Below are 19,243 nucleotides of genomic sequence, written 5' to 3'. Positions count from 1 at the left end.
CTGCGCAAGCCGACGCCGCGATCGCAGGCACGTGCGATGCAGTACGTGACCCCGTGTAGGACGGCCGGATCCTGCCTCCGATGTCAACTGACCGCGTCGTCGATCAGCCCATATGGCGGCATGTCGGCGCGGCGAGTGAACTCGATGACGACATCGTCGGACACCGATTCCGGCGGACTGTTGTCGACAACAATCAGCTGCGCTCCCTGCCCCGCCGTCGCCAACCAATGCTTCGCATGAGCGTAGAAGCGGTCCACGAGTGCTGCGTCAGCGAAGTCGTCGTCCGGGGTTGCGTTGTGGCCAAGGTTCTTCTGCGGACTGTCGATGATGAGCAGGCCCGGCGCGTTCGCGTCCTGTTCGTAGGAAATCTCCCACAGGGCGAGGTTCCACGCCAACGCGATCACGACCATGCCCCCGCTGCTTGCATTGGTATACTCCAAGCCGCGAACGTATGGGATGAAGTCCGAGTTGATGTAGGCGTCGCTGAGTTTCGGATAGCCGACGTCTTCAAGGATCGCGGCGAAGCGGGCCGACAGGAGCCGGACGACTGCGTCACGGTCGGGGCGGATCTTTCGTCGCTGACTCGAGAGTTCGTCGTACTCGCGCTGCAGTTGAAGGACCAACGCGGCGCTCTTGTCGACCCAGTCCCAGGCCTTCACTCCCGTCTCGGCTGCCTGCTGAGCCAGCTTCAGATCGGTGATCTGCGTCGTGATGCGGTCTCTGAGCGCCAACCACGGCGCGGGACTATCGGTGATGGCATCGACCGCCGCAGCTGCGCCTGCAGCTCGGCGGGCTGCGTCCGCCGCGTCCCGGACAAGCAGCTCACGGTCCTTCTCGAGGCGCGTCATGTAGTCGGTGAGGCTGACGATCCTCGCGTTCACCGCTCGCAGTTCGGCACGGACCAGCGGCGCGGAATCGGAGGCCGGATCTTCTGCGTCGCCGGCGCCGTCGGTGTGCTCAGCGTCTTGATGGCACAGCGAACAGGTACCGTCCACGAGAGTTGGAGCGATAGAGAGCGTGTTGAAGCAGGCCGGGCAGACGCTCACGCGAAGCGGGTCGAACAGCGCCTGCGTGTCGAGGAGGAACCCGAGCTTCCGACGGTCATCGGCGTACTGGAGTCGGAGGGCGTCTAACCGGGCCAGCAGCGACTCGCGGTCACGGAGCCGGACACGCGCTGCAGCGTCAACACGCTGAGCGGTATCGAGCGCGATGCGAATCTCGGCAGATGCCGAATCAGTGCTTCGACGACGGGCGTCAAGGGTGCGGAGTTGCACGTTGAGGTCAGCGAGCTCCACGGACAACGCGTCAACACGTTGTTGCAGCACTGCGCGTCCGTCCGGGTGATCACGATCCGCAGTGACCGTCAACGCGTCGAGGCGTCCTTCTTCCTTCGTGCGCTGCAGGGCGACACGCTTCTGCCGCTCGGCGATAACCGCTTCCTCGTTGTCGTAGACGCCGAACATCACCTCGATGGTCTGCCGATACTTCTGACCGACCATGAAGTTCCCGTGCTCGAAGACAAGGTTCTTCGAGTCGAGCCGGTCGTTCGGAATGATCATGACGCGGAAGACGTCGCGGATCGACAGCATCGCCGAGCCGGTGTCCTCTTTGACGACCGAATCGGACAGACGCACGCCGTCGAGCCCCGACGAGGCCAACACGAGCTGCGACAAACCATCCGGGGCGCCCGTGGGTTCAATCGGATACCGGCGCTCGGCGGCCGCTTCCGTCGTCTCGAGCGTCGCCTGCCAGACCGTAGCGAACGAAGACACAGCACCAGCAGCGGACCGTTCGATCACCGTCGACGTTGCATCAAGATCCACCTCCAGCAGTGCGGCGCGGACGTTCGTGCGGATCTCATCGTGCGGTGGGAGGTAACCGCCGCCCAGCGCGTACGCGATGAAATCGATGATTGTGGTCTTCCCCGTCAGAGAGGGGCCAGCGATGATCGACAGAGGACGGTAACCGTCCGTGGCTCCCTCAGGTTGGAACGAAACCTCGTACGGTTTGGCGGTTGCTGATGCCCCTGCAAGGCGCAGCCGCTTCACTCTGATACCCACTACGCGATCCCTTCCTCGGATACCGGCGAGATATCGGCGCCACGGACGTCGTCGAGGAGGTCAACGAGCAACCACGAGTGTCCAAGCCAGGCTTCGACGTCCGCTTCGAGACGCTTGTTCGATAGGCGCGTAAGGCGTCTCAGCACGATCGACGCGGAGCTTCTGTACGCGTCGGCATACGACGACTGCATGTTGGCAACGACCTGCTCGCCGTTCTCTGTCGTCGAAAAGCGGGTACCAGCCAGGCGAACCAGCCTGAAGGCGATGAGCTGCGCCAAGTCCCCTCGAATGCGTTCGCGCCGAGACGCGAACCGGTGGCCAGTGGAGGCGTACGACAGCTGTGTCTGTGAGAACCCGGCGAGACGCAAGGAATCGCGATCCTTCGCGTCTGAGGGTGCGTCGTCCCCGAGAATGACCCACGGGTTGTCCGCGAAGAACTCGTAGTACGCGAGTCGATCGACAGAGTCGATGGTGCGGCCGTCCTGCCGTGCCACGCCGAGCAGCAGCAACAGCCGACCCATGCGGAACGTTGCGCTGTTCTCGGGAACGAACGCGGATTCAGCGTGGGCTGATGGTGCGGTTGTCACCGTATGTCCCCTGTCTCAACTGGGACGTGGTCGGTCTCCGCGCTGGTACCGGCTGGGAGCGCGGTGCTGGGCTCCCTGCCGGCGCTCGCATCGGTGGCGATGCTTTCCCGTGTCGCCGTGTGACCGTCTGCAACGTCGCGCCAGTGCTTCACCCAGCCGGCCTTCTGCTCTTCAACGAGGATGTGTGCGGCACCCTGCTTGTGAGCATGTTGCAGACGCAGGCCCGGCGCGTCCGGGACGGTCGCCGCATCGGCTAACACCGCGCCGTACAGCTTCGGCATCAACCCGCTGGCGTTGGCCGTCGGGGCATGCTCATTGAAACGTGTTTCCCATGCGCCCTGGACGCTCAACTGTACGGTTCGCAGGGCTTGCAACCCTTCCGAAGCGCGTTTGGCTTGGAGGTCACGCCGCAACGCGTCGGTCGCGAAGAACATGCCGCGAGCCGCGCCGGTCTCGGTATAGCCGGCGGCATGCATCTGCCGGACAAACAGCGCGTCCTCGAACATGCTGTAGTCATCAGCCATCGCGACCGGCGCGACCGCATCCGCAGCGCTCGGTGCATCAAGCGTGTGCGGGAAGTACTCTCGTCGCACGTTCATGGCCTCGGCGCTCATCAGACGCTGGCGGAGTTTATCGCCGGTCCACAACGCGATGCGCACCCCGGTCGCTCGTTGTGTACGCGACGCCCAGCCCTGGAACCACTTCATTTGCGCCGGGTGCAGGATGGCTGGCACCACCAACGTCCATTCGATGATTCGGTATTTGTGTTCAAGTGCCTTGCTCTGCGCAGACGCGAATGATTTCCGCACGTTGTTTTGGGGCCCGGTGTCTTGCCATTCACGAAAGTACTTCGACTGCCAGATGCGGACATCCCCGCCGCCAAGGTTGCCGATGAACGTGTCGATTCCCCAGTCGGTGTGATTCGACGCAGCGACCGTCGATGCATCCAAATGTTGGACAGCGACAAGATCGCTAACAAACTGTTCGAATCGTTCCCGAGCGGCGCCATCCGAATTGTTGTCCGAGTCGAACCTGGCGAACAGCTGCGGAGGTTCCGGAAGTTGCACGGTCATCGCGCCGCGCTCACGAGGCGCCGCCGCGTCGGACTCTTCGCGCGGCGCGCTCGGACCTCTTCCCCATGATCAGAAACCTACCGGGAGGGGAGACCCTTGTGGTGAAGACGACACGGCCTTGCGGATTACGGCAGCGCGAGGGAAGCCCTCGGCATCCGACTTCCAGGTGAGGCGAACGCGAACTCCGTCGCGCCCGAAGACGTCACGCGACCAGCTACGTGTTCACGACTGACGCGGAGGCTGAAGCGTTGGTCACCCCTGCCTGAACAGCTCCGACCGCACCGGATTTGTGGCATCTCGGGAAGGGCTCCTGGAGCGTCGTGCTGCGGCTGCGGTGTGGCGCGCCGCGATGACCCGCGGCAGGAGCGGCCAGGGCGGTCAGCCGCGGTCGGACTTTCCTCGGGCTGGGGGCGCAGCGGCCGCAGCCACATGGGAGGTCCAGTCGGCAGGCGGTAGTTCCTTCGCTATCCGAAGGCAGCGTCGCTAGGTGTCGGCGCCCTTCCCATCGGTCTGGTCGGTCTCCATCTGCGGAGGCGCTACTCCTTGCACGGGAGTTGCACGTTCCCAGACCGCATCGAACTCGTCGCGGAGGCGCTTGGTCACTGTTTCGGACAGTTCGACCGCGGCGGTGATCTTTCGACCGCCGAGCGAACCGCCGAGCATCAGACCACGGCCCTCGACCGGAAGCATGTACCGGTCGTGGAGGTCTTTCGACAGTCGAACCTGCACATCGGACAGCGACCCGACTGCCAGGGCGAGTTGATCCTGCCGTGCGTCGGTCGACGACTCCCGACGGTCCAGGCTCGGTTGCTTTCCAGTCAGTACCCGCCGGACGGCAGCGAGCCCGCCAAGCGTGACAACGTCAACCGCGCCGAGGAAACGATCCACGACGAGGACGTCTGTCCGGTCAGTGAGCTCCTGCAGGACTTGGTTGTAGAAAACCGGTTCCCTCGCGACGCCGATGATGGCCGTCGGCTGTGATGCCGCGGGCTCGCTTTCGGCAGCGAGCTTCGCGGCTGTGCGAATACCCGTCGGCGTTGGCACGTACTGTCCGTCGCGGCGACTGGCGAAGCCCAGCAGTTCGAGATCTGATGCGATGTGTCCGAATCCGATGACGTGCGCGAGACCCAGCCCTCTGAACATGCCGCCATGGACAGTTGCGGCGACGGCGCTTGCGACGTTTTGGTCAGATGCCGCTTCAACGAGCACCAGGAAGTGCAAGCCCGCTTGGTGCTCCTCGGAGAGAGCAAAACGATTCACCACGGTGGATCTCCTTCAGACGGTGCGCAGCTGACCCCACGATGTGCGCGACGGCGACCGCTGGCCAGCACGCTGCCTCGGTAAAGCTCGCACCCTCAGATATGGCCGTTCAAGTTGCACAGTGGCCGCGGCTACCAGCTGCTGAGACTGCCGATGACGGCGATGGCTGCAGCAAGAGCGGTGACAGCGCTGAGGAAACCGAGCCATTTGCCCCACTCATCGAGGCCGAGTCCCCGGTGCACGGTTCCCAGCAGTCGCAGCGCGGCACCAGCAAGGGCCAACACCGCTGTTCCGACACCCGCCACAGCGAGCCAAGCATCGACGAAGTCGACCGACGTGGACATCGCGATGGGGAACGGGAGAGCCATCGAGATGAAAACCGCGGCGATTCCGACGATGCCCGGAATCGTTCCGATCTCAGTGTCGCGTAGCACCCGGACCTTCACCCCCGCGACGGTAGGTGCTGGCGTCGAGAGGACATCTTCGTGCCTCCACTCCTGGAACTTCTGCTTCCACGAGAGCGGCCCTGTTCGACGATGAGGAATAGTCACCCCCTCTTCCTACAGGGGCGTCAACGACTTGGGAGATCGGCGCGCCGGACCCGATGCCGCATCAAACACGTGCAGTCCAAAGCCGCGGACAAGGGGACGATGTTCGTCTCGACGCGGAGGTAGTCCGGGGTCGCGCCTCTCGAACGGGCCTGCAGGATGAGCGGACGTCACCTCTAGGCTGAACGTATGGGGTTTTCAGTGCGGATGGCACCCGGCGTGCGGGTGCGAGTGTCGAGCCGAGGCGTGCGGACGAGCATCGGCCCGCGAGCGGCACGTGTACATGTCGGCGGCGGAGCAACCGGGTTCTCCTCCGGCGTTGGGCCCGTGACGTACTCGACGAGCCTCGGCGTCAATCGGCGGAGCTCGTCCGGCTCGGTGACCCGATCGGTCGCCGCTTCGAGCCGCGCGGAAGCCGCTGACCAGCTCGTTGACGTGTACCGACGGATCGCGAGCCTGCACCATGAGAACTTCACTCCCAGCCAGCCGCCCGTCGCTCCGGAACCGCCACTCAGCGACACCGCTGAAGTGGAGCAGCGCCACCGCAAGACGAGTCTCGAAGGCATCAGCATCTTCGCCCGCTCACGCCGGCGTGAAGCACTGGCGCAGGCCGGCGCAGCAGTGCAGTCGGAGGTTCAGGCTCGAGAAGTTGAACGGGACAAGCAGCGGGCCGCTGCCCAGAGGCAACTCGACGCCGAATGGGCGCAGCTCCAGGAGAACGAACCAGACGCGGTCATCGCTGCGCTAGCTGCTGCGTTCGAAGACAACGACGCAGCCGCTGCACCGCTCGGCATCACCGGTGACGAAGCCACCCTCGTCGTCATCGTTCCTACCCTCGCCGGCATGCCGCAGAAGAAACCGGACGTCACCCCAACCGGCAAGCCGACCATCAAAGCGGTGCCAAAAAAGGAAGCAGCATCCTGGCATGCCACCGCAGTCGCAGGATGCATCCTCGTCACCGTCAAAGAAGCGTTCGCTGTCGCTCCCGGGTTGCAGTCGATCCGCATCGTCGCCGCGACGACACCGGAACGCGACGCGTACGGCAACCATCACCCCGATGTGCTCATCGCGGCTCGATTCGAACGAGATCGGCTAAACGGCGTGCAGTGGGGGAGCGTTAAATCCGTCCGGATCCTCAACGACGTCAGCAGCGAACTGCAGCTGAAGCAGATCGGGGTTGCGAAGACGCTCACGCCGCTGCCGCTCGAAGACGAGCCCGAGCTGCAGGCGCTGCTGAGCGCGATCGACTACGAGGAACTCGGAGCGTGAAGCACTGGTTCAGTGTCCGCTGGCGCGCGACCGTGATCACGTGGGCGCGATGGAATTCACTTTCTCGACGATGGAGGTACGGCATCTACGCCTCCCTCGGCGGAGGAGTCGCGCTGTTCGCTCTGTCGGCATTGCTCAGTAGCGCCGCGAGCGCAAGCGCCCAGTGGTGGTCGAACGCGCTGCTCAACATCGGGTCGTCCATCTTCCTCTTCGTGCCGCTCCTCGTTGTCACGGAGTGGCTCTTCAGCAGACGAATCGGAAGAATCGAGAATCAAGCGAGCATTGACCGTGACCGTGTTGAGAACGTTCAGTCGCGCTTGGAGTCACTCGCGCAGCTCGTCGACCCCGAGCTTCGCAACGAAGCTGCGAATGATCTCGACATCGAGGTGCGTGCGAGACTCGCAAGCACTCGGGAGGATGACGAAGAATTGTTCGCGCGGCTAGGCGTGTTACCTACTCGAGAGGGCTTGCGGACTGCGGTCCACCGTGCGGTCGACCTGGGTCTTCTTTCGGCGTCGGGCGGACGCACTGAGTTGCTGCCCACCGCTCAGCACGTACGCTTCGCTGTCGAAGAGCCCGCCGTTTCCCTGGTTCTCGAGCTCGGCGACGGCACATCTCTAGGCCGAGTTGAGTGGGTCGCCGGAGAGCGTGCGGTCGAGGTGTTGGAAAAACTCGCTCTGCTTTCACGATCATCGTCTGGATTCGAGGGAGAACGCTTTTTCTTCCCTGGGCACATCTTTCGACAATTCTCCGATATGCTTCTGTTTGCGCTCAAAAACCAATTCTTAGTGACCGGGGACACCGGGGTTGAGCACCTTGTCGAGATGACGAACGATGGGTGGATTCTCAGCGACACTGCTATCAGGCCACGCTCTTACCTGACTTACGAGATCGCCGTTCGGCGTCTCGACGAAATTGACTGGTCCGAGCACATTTCCAACAAGGGATGGCCTGAGGCGGCCGCCTTCCCGCACACACTTCAATGGGCCCGACCTCTACTTGAGAACCGTCGCAAGTGACCGTCCGGACTGCCCTGACTCACCGCCTCGCTCGCACCCCCGGATTCAATCGCAGCCTCGTGCGCACGCAGCTGCTCACGACGAGGCATGCGCCTATACCGCAGCGCATAGCACGCCTGGCCGAGCCGAGCGGCGTGCCTACCGCGCCAAGCGCTACTTCGCGCGTACTTACCATCAGATAAAGGTCGCCGATAGGCACGGGCGTCGATGGCAACGGAAAGGGAAGACCATGGCTGACTTTTGGAGTGCGCTCATCGGGGTGGTGGTTGGAGCTGCGGTAACCTTTGGGGCCGCAGCGCTGCAAAATCGCTGGGAGCGCGAACGGGCAAAAGCGCAGGCGATCGCGACCGTGACGGAAGGCCGTCGGCTGGCCCTCGCGTCGTTGGTCAATCGAGTGGCGGAAGACCTGGCGTCCTTTCGGCAGCGAATCGCACCAGTAAACGACAGCGGTAGCGACGTCGAACTCATGACGGTGGCGGAAATGATGGCACCCATCATTGGTGTCGCGAAGGACAGGGCTCAGGGCGCAGTCGCGCTAGTCGCAGAAGCATCTGTTCGAGACACGGCACTGGCCGTCTACGACAGCTGGTACGACATGTCGACCCAAGTAAGTGACGACATCGCAAACGCAAGACCTCGCGCAAGCCACGCACAGCTACGGCGTGCTGCATCTACCGAAGCGCCGGAAGCGTTCTTCTCGGCGGTGCGAACCTACTCAACGGCGCTAGACGATGCACAGTCCAACGCCTGAGATGTAGGAGGGGAGCCGCGCACGAGGTGCGCCATGCGTTCACCACATTGAAGTTGACCTTCGGAGGCAAGCAAGTCCTCGGCTGACCTGGGCTTTTGTGGAACCGGAGGAAAATCTGACAGCGGCCGGAGGAAACGTCCGGTCGACCATGGCTGCCAGATCCGCGCAATTCTGGGCCAGAGCGAAGATTCGTGAATTGCCCGCCACAGAAAACCCCCGTTCACGCGGGGGTTTTCTCGTTTCCGGGAGTGCCTGTGGTGCGTCTTTAGTGCAGACCCCGCTCAGGATGCCCCGGGCTGCGCGGCCGAAGTCGTCCGAACTCACACCGGAGTTGGCCCCGCGTGTTGAGCGAACGGGCGGTCTAGTCCAAGGCTTCGGACCTCGACGCCCGTGGCGAGCGAGATTGCGCTGACCACTACTTCGCGCTGCGCAAGCTCTAGATCAGCGTTCAGACGTGGCGACGTATCGCAGACTCCGGGAGTGCAGCCTCGCAGCCATCGGCGCCCGTGGCACTGAGGTATATCCCTGACCAGCAGGCCCCGGGTAGGGTGACGAGTGAATATCGGCTAAGCACGCCGATCGATCGCGCCGAGGAAGCGGTACATGAAGCTGAAGAACGTGACTCTGACGAACGGAATCCAGGTTTCCATTTCAGAGTCTATCACAGCAATAGTCGGCCCTAATAATGCCGGAAAAAGCACCTTCTTGCGTGAGATTCAGCAAATATTCGCAAGACAGCCCTATCAGGGCCCAGTAATCGGCCATCGCCTCATTCAATCGTATGACCTCGAGGGGGACGATGAGCCCAACGCCTTTGAGGCATTCAGGCAACGGCTTGATGCTAACAATGTTCGCCGTGAACCTGGGGCCTATAACGACGGCGCTTGGGATCAGGAGCACTGGAAGCTGTCGAACGGACAAGTCGTATTAGAATCGCACGTTCGTGAACTGTGGAATTCACGCCACGGTTTTGGGCCACTGTCTTCGTACATGAGCATCTTAATGGATGCCAATAACCGTTTGCATCTGGCTAACTCTACTCCCGCTTACGACGCCCTTCGTGATTCGCCATCGAGTGCAGTACAGCGGCTATATTCCGATCGGGAGCTTGAAGCAACTCTGAGCGCGCTCACTGCGAAGGCATTCGGTGTTCCGCTAACCGTGAATAGGTACGCCGGCAGTCAGATTTACCTGCATGTTGGGGCCCCGAGTGCGGTTGAGCGCGAGTCCCCGCAGTCCAAGGAGTACCTCGAGCAACTTGCTGGGCTTCCGCTGATCGACGAGCAAGGCGACGGGTTCAGAGCGTTCATCGGGATGGCGCTTTCGGTCATTGCGGGTTCGTACCCGCTAGTGCTGATCGACGAGCCCGAGGCGTTCCTGCACCCTCCGCAAGCCCGACTACTCGGGCAGTTTCTGGCCGAACAGCACGCTACCGGGACGCAAGTAATTGTGTCCACCCACAGCGAGGATGTTGTTGCGGGCATGACGAGCGGCGAGGATCAGCGGGTTGCGATCGTTCGCTTGACACGCGACGCGGATAAGGCGTCGATTGCTCAGCTCGCCCCGGACGATGTGAAAAAGCTGTACGACGACCCGCTGATCAGGTACTACGATATGCTGAATGGGCTTTTCGTAAGGGGCGTCGTGATCTGTGAGGCGGATTCGGACTGCACCTACTACCGCGCAGTTATCGACAATATTGATGCCAAGGCGGGGATGGATTCCGGATTGCACTTTACGCACGCGGGCGGCAAGTCGCGCGTCCATGTTGCGCTCGAGGCTTTTCGGCGAACGGAGGTCCCGGTAGTGTCCATTCTGGACATCGACCTTCTTCAGGATGATCAGGAATTCACGCGCATCGTCGAAGCGGCGGGCGCCCAGAAATCAGATCTTGAGCGTGATCGCAATGTAATCGTCGCCTATGTCAAAGATAGAGATCAAAAAAAGACAGTAACAGCTGCTGCGGCAGAGATAAAGGAACATCTCGATGCGGCGACGGGCGAAGTCACGTCCAGTTTGGTAGGCCGAATCACTAAGTCGCTCTCCGGCCGCTCGGGATGGAAAGATTTCAAGCTTCAAGGTAGCTCCATGCTTCAGGGTGACGCGCTGAATGCGTTTACGAGTCTCGACTCAAAATTGCGTTCTTACGGAGTATTCCTCGTTCCAGTTGGGGAACTAGAGGGGTTTCATCGTGAATATCCGGCTGCTAACAAGGCCCGATGGCTGCGCTCGGTTCTCGAAGCTAAGGCGTTCGCCATCGAGGGTGAGGCGAAGGAGTTCCTTCGGTCAGTCATCGCATACGCCTCTAGTAAGCAGGTCCAGAGTTGACAGAGGAGGGCATATCAACGTCACTGCAAAGCTGAGGGGGCGGGGAGGTGGTCGTCGAGCAGGACGGTCATGAGGATGCAAGACAAGGCGGCGGCGCTTGAGTGCTTTCACTGCGAAGGGGCGTTACTCAGACGAGGCGGTAGCAACCTTCCGAACCGAGCACTGCTCCACGCCATCGCCTGATAGTCGCGATAAGCGCTAGCACCGTCGGTGTGAGTCGCACCCCTTGGAGAGGCCGGAGACTGCGTCTGTCTGCGGTTGCGGACGATGCAAGCCACTCGGCCGGCAGCGCGTGCGGTTGCCCTCGACGGATGGGCGACGAGCGGCTGCGTCGGTGGAAGAAGTTATTCGGTGACCGGCGACATCGTTGGCACCTCGATCTACGATGCGCGAGTGGGCATGTCGGACGAAAACGCGCAGCACCATGCCAGGTTCGTGCACGAAGGTGAGCGGCGGTTCATCTACGCCGCACGGCGTGACGGCGCACGCGGGCTCGTGCTACTTCCCGAGGGCGCAGCCCAGGCCCGACGGGCGCCGACGAAGAGCGAGCTGATGTGTCCGGTGCCAGGCTGCCCAATGCCGGACCTCACCACGGTCGACCGGAGCAGGGCGGGTCGGCGGGATGGGTACCGGCATCTGGCGAAGGGTGTCGATCACTGCGCCGAGCGGATGCACCACGTGCTCGCGAAGGGGCTCCTGGCCCGGTGGGCGCGATGGGCGATGCCCGGAGCCAGCGCGATCGAGGAACACCCGTCGAACGATGCCCGCGAGCGGATCGCTGACGTCATGGTGAGGTTGCCCGATGGCGCGCAGTTCGCGCTCGAGGTGCAGTACTCCGCGCTCAGCGTCGAGGCGTGGCGGGAACGGCATGAGTCCTATCGGCGGGATGACATCGTCGACGTGTGGCTCTTCGGCCACGCCGGCGAGCAGTCGCGGTGGCGTGGCGGGGTCATGTACCTCAACGCCACCCAGCGGGAGATCGCGGCGTCAGGGGCACCGGTGCTTTGGATCAATCCGCTTACGGAGGAGGTCGCGTACGCGACGAGCACGGCGTGGTCGAGCGGGCGGGCCACGATCCTGGCGCAGGAGGAGGGTGAACTTCGCGTTGTGCCGCTGACGCAGTGGCGGCTCCTCGAGGACGGGATGTTCACGCGGGAGCTCGTCGGACTCAGGGACACCACCGTTGCGCACCTCGCCCTTGAGGCAGCGGCCTCGGCCGTGCGGGCCGCCGACGAGGCCGCTCGACAGGCGTTGCGAGAGCAGATCGTGGTGGCGCGGGAACGCGATCACGAGGCGTGGTTGGCGAGTAGCGAGCGGGCTGCCGCAATGGCCGCGCTGGGGGAGTGGCCGACGTGGCTTGCCGGCGAGGACCCGGTCGGTACGCGGGTCTCGGGCGAGCGCTGGCGCTGGTTCCTCTGGTCAGAGGTGATCCGGCCGCTCGCGAAGGATGAGCGCGTTCGCTCGAGCGACCTGCTCGCGAAGCTGGTCACACGGTTCGGCGACGCCGTCGGGGTCGTCACGCCAGGCGCACCGGGGGGATCCCTACGAGCGGCTGTGATCGCCATGCTGAGCGCTATGCAGCGGCCGAGCCTGGCGTCCCGGCATGAGCAGAAGCGCTTCGGTGTGAAGCGTTTCTGGTTCACGAGGGGCAGCGTTCGCGAGCCGCTGACGCCAGAGCAGCGTGCGGAGGTCATGCGGCGGGCGTCGGAGCGCGAGGCGGGCCGTGCCGGCGGCGGCGGGAGCAGGACGTCGAGCACTGACTACCGGCGCGGACCTGGCTCACTCGCGGGCAGCTCCTGGCGCTGGCTCCCAGCCATGCCGCCGGCCCCCTTGCCTCCCAGGGCGCCGGGACCGGGCGAACGCGCATGCGCGCGCTGTGGCCTCCCAGTCGCGCCGTTCCTAGTCGATCAGGGTCTGCGGACGCATCCTGTGTGCTCGCGCTGAGTCGGGTTGGCGAGACGGGCGGCGGCGGTGTGGGTGGGTGCTCGCGCCCGGATGCTCAATGGGCGGCGTCGTACGCATTGCGCACGGTCTGCGCAATGCGTACGACGGCTGGAAACCTTCCAATGCAGCCGTCCTATCCGCCCCGGGCCAACGAGTCCGATCGCGACGTCCTCCCACGAGACGTAGCGCGGGCGTCGGTCGGGCTCGTCCAGCAAGGTTTGGTCAAGCTCGGCGCGACGACGACCACATCACACCTCGTCGTTCCGAAGCCGTTGTTCTACTCGGCCGTGGACGATGTCTGTGTAGCCAGACCGCTCGATCTCTCGTCGGATGAGGAATCTGATGGACATGCCCGCATCATGCTGCCGCTCCCACCAGTCGAGCACTGAGGTGTCGACCTTCGGGATCGAGATCCGCTTACGCTCGGACGTGCCGTCCGCGGCTTCCATCTTCGCCATCATGTCCTGTTTCGATCGGGGTTCGCCTCTCAGTCTCCCGTTCCGGCTGGCAGACGTCGAACCGACGGGCCGGACTGATCCTGCTTCGGGCTGACATCTCGGGCGGAGAGAGCCACGGCGGAGGGCGTTGCCGCCGAGGTCGATCAGGGTCGTTCTTTGTGCGCAACGGTGTAGGCCGCTTACGCCGGGTACCGGTCAGACCCACCGGCGACCTCCTAGGACAGGACTGTGGGCCAAGCGAGCGTTCCCTCGGCCTCGAGCTGGTTCAACTGCTCGATCAAGCGTTCTCGAGGGATCGAGTAGAGCTTTGGCTCCTGAATTGCCGACCCGATGCGGTGAACTACCTCGTAGCCGCGCTTCTCCACGGGAGCGAGGAACATCGCGACACCAGACGGAAGCTCGAAGTACCACGTGTCGTACACCTGCGCCGGACCGAGGTGGCCGCGTCGCAGCGAAAGCCATCTTCGAGGCACCAGCACTTCGTCGAGCGCGCTGTCTAACCCATTTTCGTAGTCGTCGTCATCGAATTCAGCATCGGTTCCATCTTCAAAGTCCATCGGAGTTCCTTCCCAGAAAGTGCTGTCGTCATCGTGGAAGCCGAGCACAGAGGGGGTGCCGGGTTCGGGGGACCGCCTTCCGGCCTCCCGTTCAATCGCCGACGTCGTCTATGCCCAGACGTCGAAGAGCGGGCCCGTACGCCTCGATCTGTGACATGAAGACGAGTTCAACCCAATCGGTGATGTTGCCTCTCTCCTCGTCGGTCAGTTGCTCCCAAGATCCGAAAGTGGCTCTGCCGGACCGACTTAGATGCCCCGTGACTACTCGAGCGGTTTCTTGGGCGTGAACTCGATGAAAGTCGTTCTCTCCTGAGCTGAGCGATGCGCTCACAAGGTATCCCTGCCGTCGATGAGGTCCAGGACTGCGGAGACCGCTCCGCCCGCCTGTAACCACTGATAAGGGGTCGTAGCGACCACTGCCCGCAACGAGTCTTGAGGGGTCGCCATGAACGCCGCGTCACTCTGCCAACCAGCTCCGTGAGCCTCGAGGGACTCAAAGATATCTGGAAGGTTGCGAATCGTCTTCATCGGCGAATTGCGAGGGTCGAACTGCCAATCGGGGAAGCGCAGCTGACCGTTCAGCTTGACAGGAACCAGGTGTCGACTTGCGACTCGGCGGACAAGCTCCTCGTCATCGATCTGGAGGAAGGCTTTCGTCTCATCAACGGAGAGCGTGGCGCAGACCGAGTTGAGCCACGTCCTCACGATCTTCAGGTGGAGGTCACCCCGGCCGATTGCACTTGCTTCTCGATCGATCGGAATCCCCAAGCTGGACGCCACATCCGCGAGGAGGAGCTTCCGGTCGTCGGCGGACAGAGATGGATCGGTTGACTGCATCGACCGCATGTGCTGCGTCAGCGCTTCGAGCAGCCAGTCGCCGTCGACCTCGAGCCGAGCGACGGCCTGCGCGAAACGATCGATCACCTCGCTGGTCGGTACGTGCGAGGGGGCGGCGGGCGGCTCTGAGTGACCTTGCATGGGCTGTAGCTTGCACGCTCAAGCCGGGTGCTGTCCAGTGCGCCGAGATTGCTTCTGATCTGGGCTTTTCAGTTTTCCACGTATACGAGGGAGAAACGCTCCGAAATCATGGAAAGACGGTCCGGTCATCAGCCGCGAGGCGCACTCACCAGCTCGCGAGGACTGCTGGGCAGACGGTGCGGTCCCTGCAGCGGCAGGCTCTCGGTTGACCAGATAGTTGCGATAACTGTGATTCTCGTCGGTTCGGATCCGACCCCTTGAAGTGACACTGGGCTGAGCTTGTCTGCGGGTGCAGACGACGACCGTCTCGTTGGCGGCTTGTCCGACTACGTTGAATGGATGGGGGAGAGGGACGCGGAGGCGCCGAGCGCGCTGCGGTTGGTGGGGATGCTCTTCGCTCTTGTGCTGGTGCTCGGCGGAGTGGTCGTCGCGGTCGTCTTCAGTGCCGGCGCCGCTGTGAATTGCTCGCTGGAGCCGAAGACGACCTCGGAAGGCAGTGTCTGCAAGCCGCTCAGTGGTGACTGCGTCCGTCTGTCGCGGTCGGCGATCGAGACGAAGTTCAGCGTCAGGCCGCCGACCGGCGCGCGGCTCGAGGCGTCAGGGTCGAAGTCGATGATCAAGGCGTCCGAAGCGTGGGCGGTGGCATGCGTTCCGGACGTGACCGCGCTGCTGCAGGACGCGGAGGGTGCCGGCTTCGTCGAGTCGCCTGTGTCCGATTACCCGGAACGGCACGACTGGTCGGGCAAGGGGCCGGTGTCGCGGGAGGTTCGGCTGACCGCTCCGGCGCAGGGCGTCCGACGACTTGACGTCGGCGGCAGCTGCGACCGGGGCACCTGGGTGTATCTCGGATTCTTCCTCGACAAGTGAGCGGGAGCCCCGGACGCTGGTCATCGGCGCGAGAACGCAGCACGATGGGGACGACGAGCCGGGGAGGAATCAGGTGAACGAAGCAGAGGACATGCCCGCTGCCGCGGACGGTCATCCGCAGCTCGGCTCCGTGCACAAGAACGGCGACCGCCGCTTCGGTGTGAGGGGTCTCCTGGCGAGCGTCTACGCCAGCCGCGGGACGCCGATGGCGTCGAACCACTACCGCTCGACGGTGACCGAGCACATGCGCGATGTGCGCGTGGGCGACGAGCTCCGCGTCCGGTGGCACGCTACTCACTGGTGGGCATCGTCGACCTCTGGCACCGTGGGGCGGCTCACCTGGTCGAAGAACCTCCGGGAGACGACCGCGTACGTCCCTTACGGCCGGAGGCCGTTCGACTTCAACGACGAGACGTTGCACGTGCAGAGCGTCACGATCAGCGCCGCCGCCAAGGTCGTCAACTGCGGCGGGTACGTGGTGCCCGACAACTACGTGCCGGCGGACTGGCCGATGACGCCGATGCTGGACCCGGCGGAGCGAGAGCGGACCATGACGATCGGCGTTCCCGTGCCGGCTGGAGCCTCGGAGGCGCGCGTCGTACCACCGCGACGCCGCGGGCGGTTCGGTCGGCTAACGGGACGATGACGATGACCTCGAGGGAGTGGTGACCATGAGCGATCAGGCAAAGGTGCCGGCGTCAGCAGTCGGATACGTGTTCAGGACCGAACCGGCCGACAAGGCGTGGGCCTACATCGGTCAGAGCACGCGCCTCGACCCGAAGCATGTCGATGGCTACCTCGGCAGCGGGGCCTTCATGACCGAGGTGCTCGCGGAGCATGGCACCAGTGGCCTCACCAAGACGATCGTCGCGACGGCGGAGTCGCCTCTCGAACTGCACTACCTCGAGATGCTGCACATCGCCGAAGCCCGACGAGACGGTGTCCGCGTCGGCAACGGCGACTTCGGTGGTCCGCGACCGTTTCCGAACCTGCAGCGGGCGCTGTGGGAGGTCGCCCCGGCCGTGATGCGTGTGGCCGACGACCCAAAGCGGTTCTACGACGCGCTCGTGAAGCACCGCGATCTGGTCGAACAGGCGATCCTCGACTCGTCGAGTGTTCCGGTGGACGCGTTCTACGCAGGTATGGAGCGCGATCTTCGCGCCACCGAGGACTTGTCCCACCCGTGCCCGTCGTGCGGCTCCGGAATCGGCGAGCTTTGCCGGACGAACTCGAAGTCACTCACCAAGCCTCGGAACCCCGCGCGGAACCACTCGAAGCGGCCGCGCTCGTGACGACGTACACACCGCGGGAGCTGGCGGTCGAGCTCGGCTACACGAACGAGTCGCGGCCTGGGAAGGTCGTGCGGGAGTACCTGCGCGAGAAGTACCCGGAGCACACGAAGTACGAGCGCTGGGAGCTCGACGAGACACAGGCCGATGACGTGCGCGCGAACGTGCCTCGAGCGTCCTGACTCGGCGACAAGCGGCTCTGATCAGCGCGATCCGGGGGAAATCAATAGTCGACATGACTGTTGCGAGGCGGCCGATCGAATGGTTTCGGCGAACCATGAAGTCCACGCAGCAAGGTTCTCGGGCGGCGACCGGCGCGGTGTGACTGAATCGCTGCGGCGGAAACCCATCGTCGGGCACGGATGCTCAGGCTCGCCAGCCACTTCGACCCACTCGAGGGCGCGATCGGACCACATGTACCACTTTCGCGTTCGGAAACCGGTACAGGTGCGCGTGGCAGGTTTTCCCAGGTCAAACCCGCATTTGAGGGCTCGTGCGGGTGTGAGTCGTGTACCACTTTTGAGCCGTGATTTTCGAGAACCGGTACGCCCCATGAGCCCTACTTCCCTGACCTTTCAAGGAAGTAGGAGGGTAGAGAGGCAGTTTGTACCGGTTGTACCGGTTTCTGCGAACCTCTACGCACGCACGCACGCACGCACGCACGCATGCATGCGCGCATACGCACGCACAGGGGTTCCTCGGAAGAAGCGGTACAACCGGTACACGGCTCGCTTTCCCCCGATCAGGACCGCCTTCATGCGGGTCTGCTCCCGGTACACGAAGTGGAACACCGCGTGCCTACAATCGGTGAGGCGGCGAGAATCAGCCCTCTGAACTGGGGTTTTCGCGGCGTCGTTGCACGCGTGCCTGTACCGAGAAATCCGGTACAAACCGGTACGACGAAAAATCCCCGGGGAGCAGAGGCCCCTCGGGGGATCATTCATGTGGTCGACGCCGGCACGGCGTGTTCGCACAGGCTGGGCGCGTCACCCGATTGTGACGTGGCGCGCTGCTCTGCCCGCTGTTGGCGGGTGAGCGCATCGGAGTGGACTTGCCACCCCCGGTCTGTCAGTCACACCGGTTGCTCCCCCTGCGCTGACGCTCCGGGAGGTGCCATCAGCTGCAGTTGCTGCGCCGCCTCGACGCGCGCGTGCGCTTCGTCGTCGATCGCGACCCGGACGACCTCGACGCCGCTGTCACGGAGGGCCGCGGTCAGCCACGCCTTCGGCCGCATCAGGTACTGCTCGACCTCAACGTCGATGATCGCGATGATGAGCCGCGTCGCCTCGAGCTTCCGGCCGGCCCAGAGGAGCTTGAAGGCGTCCGTCGCGAGCTTCTTCGGCTGCCCGCCTCGAAGCGCGCCGATGTGCGAGTACGCCTCGACGAGGACCTTCCGGTCCTCGGATGCTCCGTCGAGCTCAACGCGGACGCCGTCCGCGAACACGACCCGCGCCGGCGCCAGCGGCACTCCGACGTGCGCCGCGATCGCGGCAATGATCAACGGCTCGGCGTCGCGCTGAGCGAGGGAGTCGGACGCGTGCGCTGTGCTCACGGCCGCAGCGTACCGACTGGGGCTCGCCGGCGCCGTTCGGTCACTGCGCGGCCCACTGTGGGTCGTGCGTGGCCAGAGAGGGACCGCTGCGCTCCCTCTCGCTGTCGCTTGATGATCGCTGCAGACCGATCCGCCCACCTTCTGACCCAGACATGACCGCGGTGCGGTCACAGCATGGCCATCCGACGCTGAACGCGTCCGGGTGGCCCCCTTTCTCCTTCGATGCGCCGTTGAAGGGGCTTCGGCGGTCGCCTCGCGGCCCAGAGAAGGCCGCCCGTGGTCAGAATTTGCCCACGAATGATCAGCCGTGGCCAGGAAGGGGGCACAGAAGCACGGTGCTGAACGCACCGGATGGGTCTCGATCAGGGGCTGATATGGGCGTGAGCGAGGAGCGATCAGAGCCCGAACAGTCGCGAAGTCCATCGTTGCCGTGCACTCCACAGTCGTGCCCGATGAGGCGAAAGCAGAACCCAAGGGAGCCGCTGAAGCGGCGGCAGCGGGACCCGCCACGGCGTCGTTCCTCCCCCGTGACGATGAGGCGACAGCGCTACGCGAGAGGTCTCCGCGATGCTCCGACCTGCACTGCTCTGAAGGCCAAGGCAGCCGCGTGCCCGCGTCTGCGTCGGGGTTGATCAGGTGCTGATCCGCAGGCTCCTCAGCCCCTGGCGTCGCTGCGCTCCATGGGTTGATCCCCGGCGTCACG

Annotated in this window: 18 protein-coding genes; 9 read left to right on the top strand and 9 right to left on the bottom strand. The window is 63.9% G+C overall.

Translation table 11 applies throughout. The features are described 5' to 3' along the window. Positions 1 to 83: 83 nt before the first annotated feature. The 5 genes from HUN58_RS02220 to HUN58_RS02200 form a co-directional block, all read right to left on the bottom strand. On the bottom strand, positions 84 to 2,060 hold the full coding sequence (locus HUN58_RS02220) for a DNA recombination protein RecN (protein ID WP_208745370.1): 1,977 nt from the start codon (positions 2,058 to 2,060) through the stop codon (positions 84 to 86). Further along, the gene (locus tag HUN58_RS02215; protein ID WP_208745369.1) at positions 2,060 to 2,647 is read right to left on the bottom strand and encodes an ABC-three component system middle component 2; all 588 of its coding nucleotides are present in this window, start codon (positions 2,645 to 2,647) and stop codon (positions 2,060 to 2,062) included. Before HUN58_RS02215 ends, HUN58_RS02220 begins: the two co-directional genes overlap by 1 nt. Continuing rightward, the gene (locus HUN58_RS02210) at positions 2,644 to 3,720 is read right to left on the bottom strand and encodes a hypothetical protein (RefSeq protein WP_208745368.1); all 1,077 of its coding nucleotides are present in this window, start codon (positions 3,718 to 3,720) and stop codon (positions 2,644 to 2,646) included. The genes HUN58_RS02215 and HUN58_RS02210 overlap by 4 nt, the downstream gene beginning before the upstream one ends. 483 nt (positions 3,721 to 4,203) lie before the next feature. Beyond that, positions 4,204 to 4,983: a hypothetical protein gene (locus HUN58_RS02205; protein ID WP_208745367.1), complete on the bottom strand. Its 780-nt coding sequence runs from the start codon at positions 4,981 to 4,983 to the stop codon at positions 4,204 to 4,206. 128 nt (positions 4,984 to 5,111) lie between these two features. Beyond that, positions 5,112 to 5,426: a hypothetical protein gene (locus HUN58_RS02200; protein ID WP_208745366.1), complete on the bottom strand. Its 315-nt coding sequence runs from the start codon at positions 5,424 to 5,426 to the stop codon at positions 5,112 to 5,114. Between the two features lie 429 nt (positions 5,427 to 5,855). On the opposite strand from HUN58_RS02200, the gene HUN58_RS02195 reads away from it, so the two are divergent. From HUN58_RS02195 to HUN58_RS02175, 5 genes are all read left to right on the top strand, one after another. Next, positions 5,856 to 6,797 carry a hypothetical protein gene (locus HUN58_RS02195; RefSeq protein ID WP_208745365.1) on the top strand — a complete coding sequence of 314 codons (942 nt, stop codon included), beginning with the start codon at positions 5,856 to 5,858 and terminating at the stop codon, positions 6,795 to 6,797. Beyond that, entirely contained in the window at positions 6,794 to 7,816 is a 1,023-nt protein-coding gene (locus HUN58_RS02190) for a hypothetical protein (protein WP_208745364.1), read from the top strand. Before HUN58_RS02195 ends, HUN58_RS02190 begins: the two co-directional genes overlap by 4 nt. 229 nt (positions 7,817 to 8,045) lie before the next feature. Next, entirely contained in the window at positions 8,046 to 8,567 is a 522-nt protein-coding gene (locus tag HUN58_RS02185; protein ID WP_208745363.1) for a hypothetical protein, read from the top strand. A gap of 603 nt (positions 8,568 to 9,170) precedes the next feature. Further along, on the top strand, positions 9,171 to 10,895 hold the full coding sequence (locus HUN58_RS02180; protein WP_208745362.1) for an ATP-dependent endonuclease: 1,725 nt from the start codon (positions 9,171 to 9,173) through the stop codon (positions 10,893 to 10,895). Positions 10,896 to 11,246: 351 nt separating this feature from the next. Continuing rightward, a complete protein-coding gene (locus HUN58_RS02175; RefSeq protein WP_208745361.1) occupies positions 11,247 to 12,839 on the top strand; it encodes a hypothetical protein in 1,593 nt (530 codons plus the stop codon). Between the two features lie 248 nt (positions 12,840 to 13,087). Here the strand turns inward: HUN58_RS02175 and HUN58_RS02170 are convergent, their stop codons facing one another. From HUN58_RS02170 to HUN58_RS02160, 3 genes are all read right to left on the bottom strand, one after another. After that, positions 13,088 to 13,300 carry a hypothetical protein gene (locus tag HUN58_RS02170; RefSeq protein ID WP_208745360.1) on the bottom strand — a complete coding sequence of 71 codons (213 nt, stop codon included), beginning with the start codon at positions 13,298 to 13,300 and terminating at the stop codon, positions 13,088 to 13,090. Between the two features lie 212 nt (positions 13,301 to 13,512). Next, positions 13,513 to 13,854, bottom strand: coding sequence for a hypothetical protein (locus HUN58_RS02165; RefSeq protein WP_208745359.1), 342 nt, complete (start codon positions 13,852 to 13,854; stop codon positions 13,513 to 13,515). A gap of 327 nt (positions 13,855 to 14,181) precedes the next feature. Further along, entirely contained in the window at positions 14,182 to 14,778 is a 597-nt protein-coding gene (locus HUN58_RS02160; protein WP_208745358.1) for a hypothetical protein, read from the bottom strand. 372 nt (positions 14,779 to 15,150) lie between these two features. On the opposite strand from HUN58_RS02160, the gene HUN58_RS02155 reads away from it, so the two are divergent. The 4 genes from HUN58_RS02155 (at position 15,151) to HUN58_RS02140 (ending at position 17,170) form a co-directional block, all read left to right on the top strand. Further along, a complete protein-coding gene (locus HUN58_RS02155; protein ID WP_208745357.1) occupies positions 15,151 to 15,699 on the top strand; it encodes a hypothetical protein in 549 nt (182 codons plus the stop codon). Between the two features lie 73 nt (positions 15,700 to 15,772). Further along, entirely contained in the window at positions 15,773 to 16,345 is a 573-nt protein-coding gene (locus HUN58_RS02150) for a hypothetical protein (protein ID WP_208745356.1), read from the top strand. A 25-nt stretch (positions 16,346 to 16,370) separates the two neighbouring features. Continuing rightward, complete coding sequence (locus tag HUN58_RS02145) at positions 16,371 to 16,991, top strand: hypothetical protein (RefSeq protein ID WP_208745355.1); 621 nt, start codon at positions 16,371 to 16,373, stop codon at positions 16,989 to 16,991. Beyond that, the gene (locus HUN58_RS02140) at positions 16,988 to 17,170 is read left to right on the top strand and encodes a hypothetical protein (RefSeq protein WP_208745294.1); all 183 of its coding nucleotides are present in this window, start codon (positions 16,988 to 16,990) and stop codon (positions 17,168 to 17,170) included. The genes HUN58_RS02145 and HUN58_RS02140 overlap by 4 nt, the downstream gene beginning before the upstream one ends. An 890-nt stretch (positions 17,171 to 18,060) precedes the next feature. Here HUN58_RS02140 and HUN58_RS02135 read toward each other — a convergent pair. After that, positions 18,061 to 18,540 (bottom strand): hypothetical protein, encoded by a 480-nt coding sequence (locus tag HUN58_RS02135; protein ID WP_208745354.1) that lies wholly within the window; start codon positions 18,538 to 18,540, stop codon positions 18,061 to 18,063. Between the last annotated feature and the right edge of the window lie 703 nt (positions 18,541 to 19,243).

This window comes from Curtobacterium sp. Csp1 (assembly GCF_013347185.1).
Note: the sequence above shows the minus strand (reverse complement) of the source record. Positions and strands in the feature narration are given on the sequence as shown.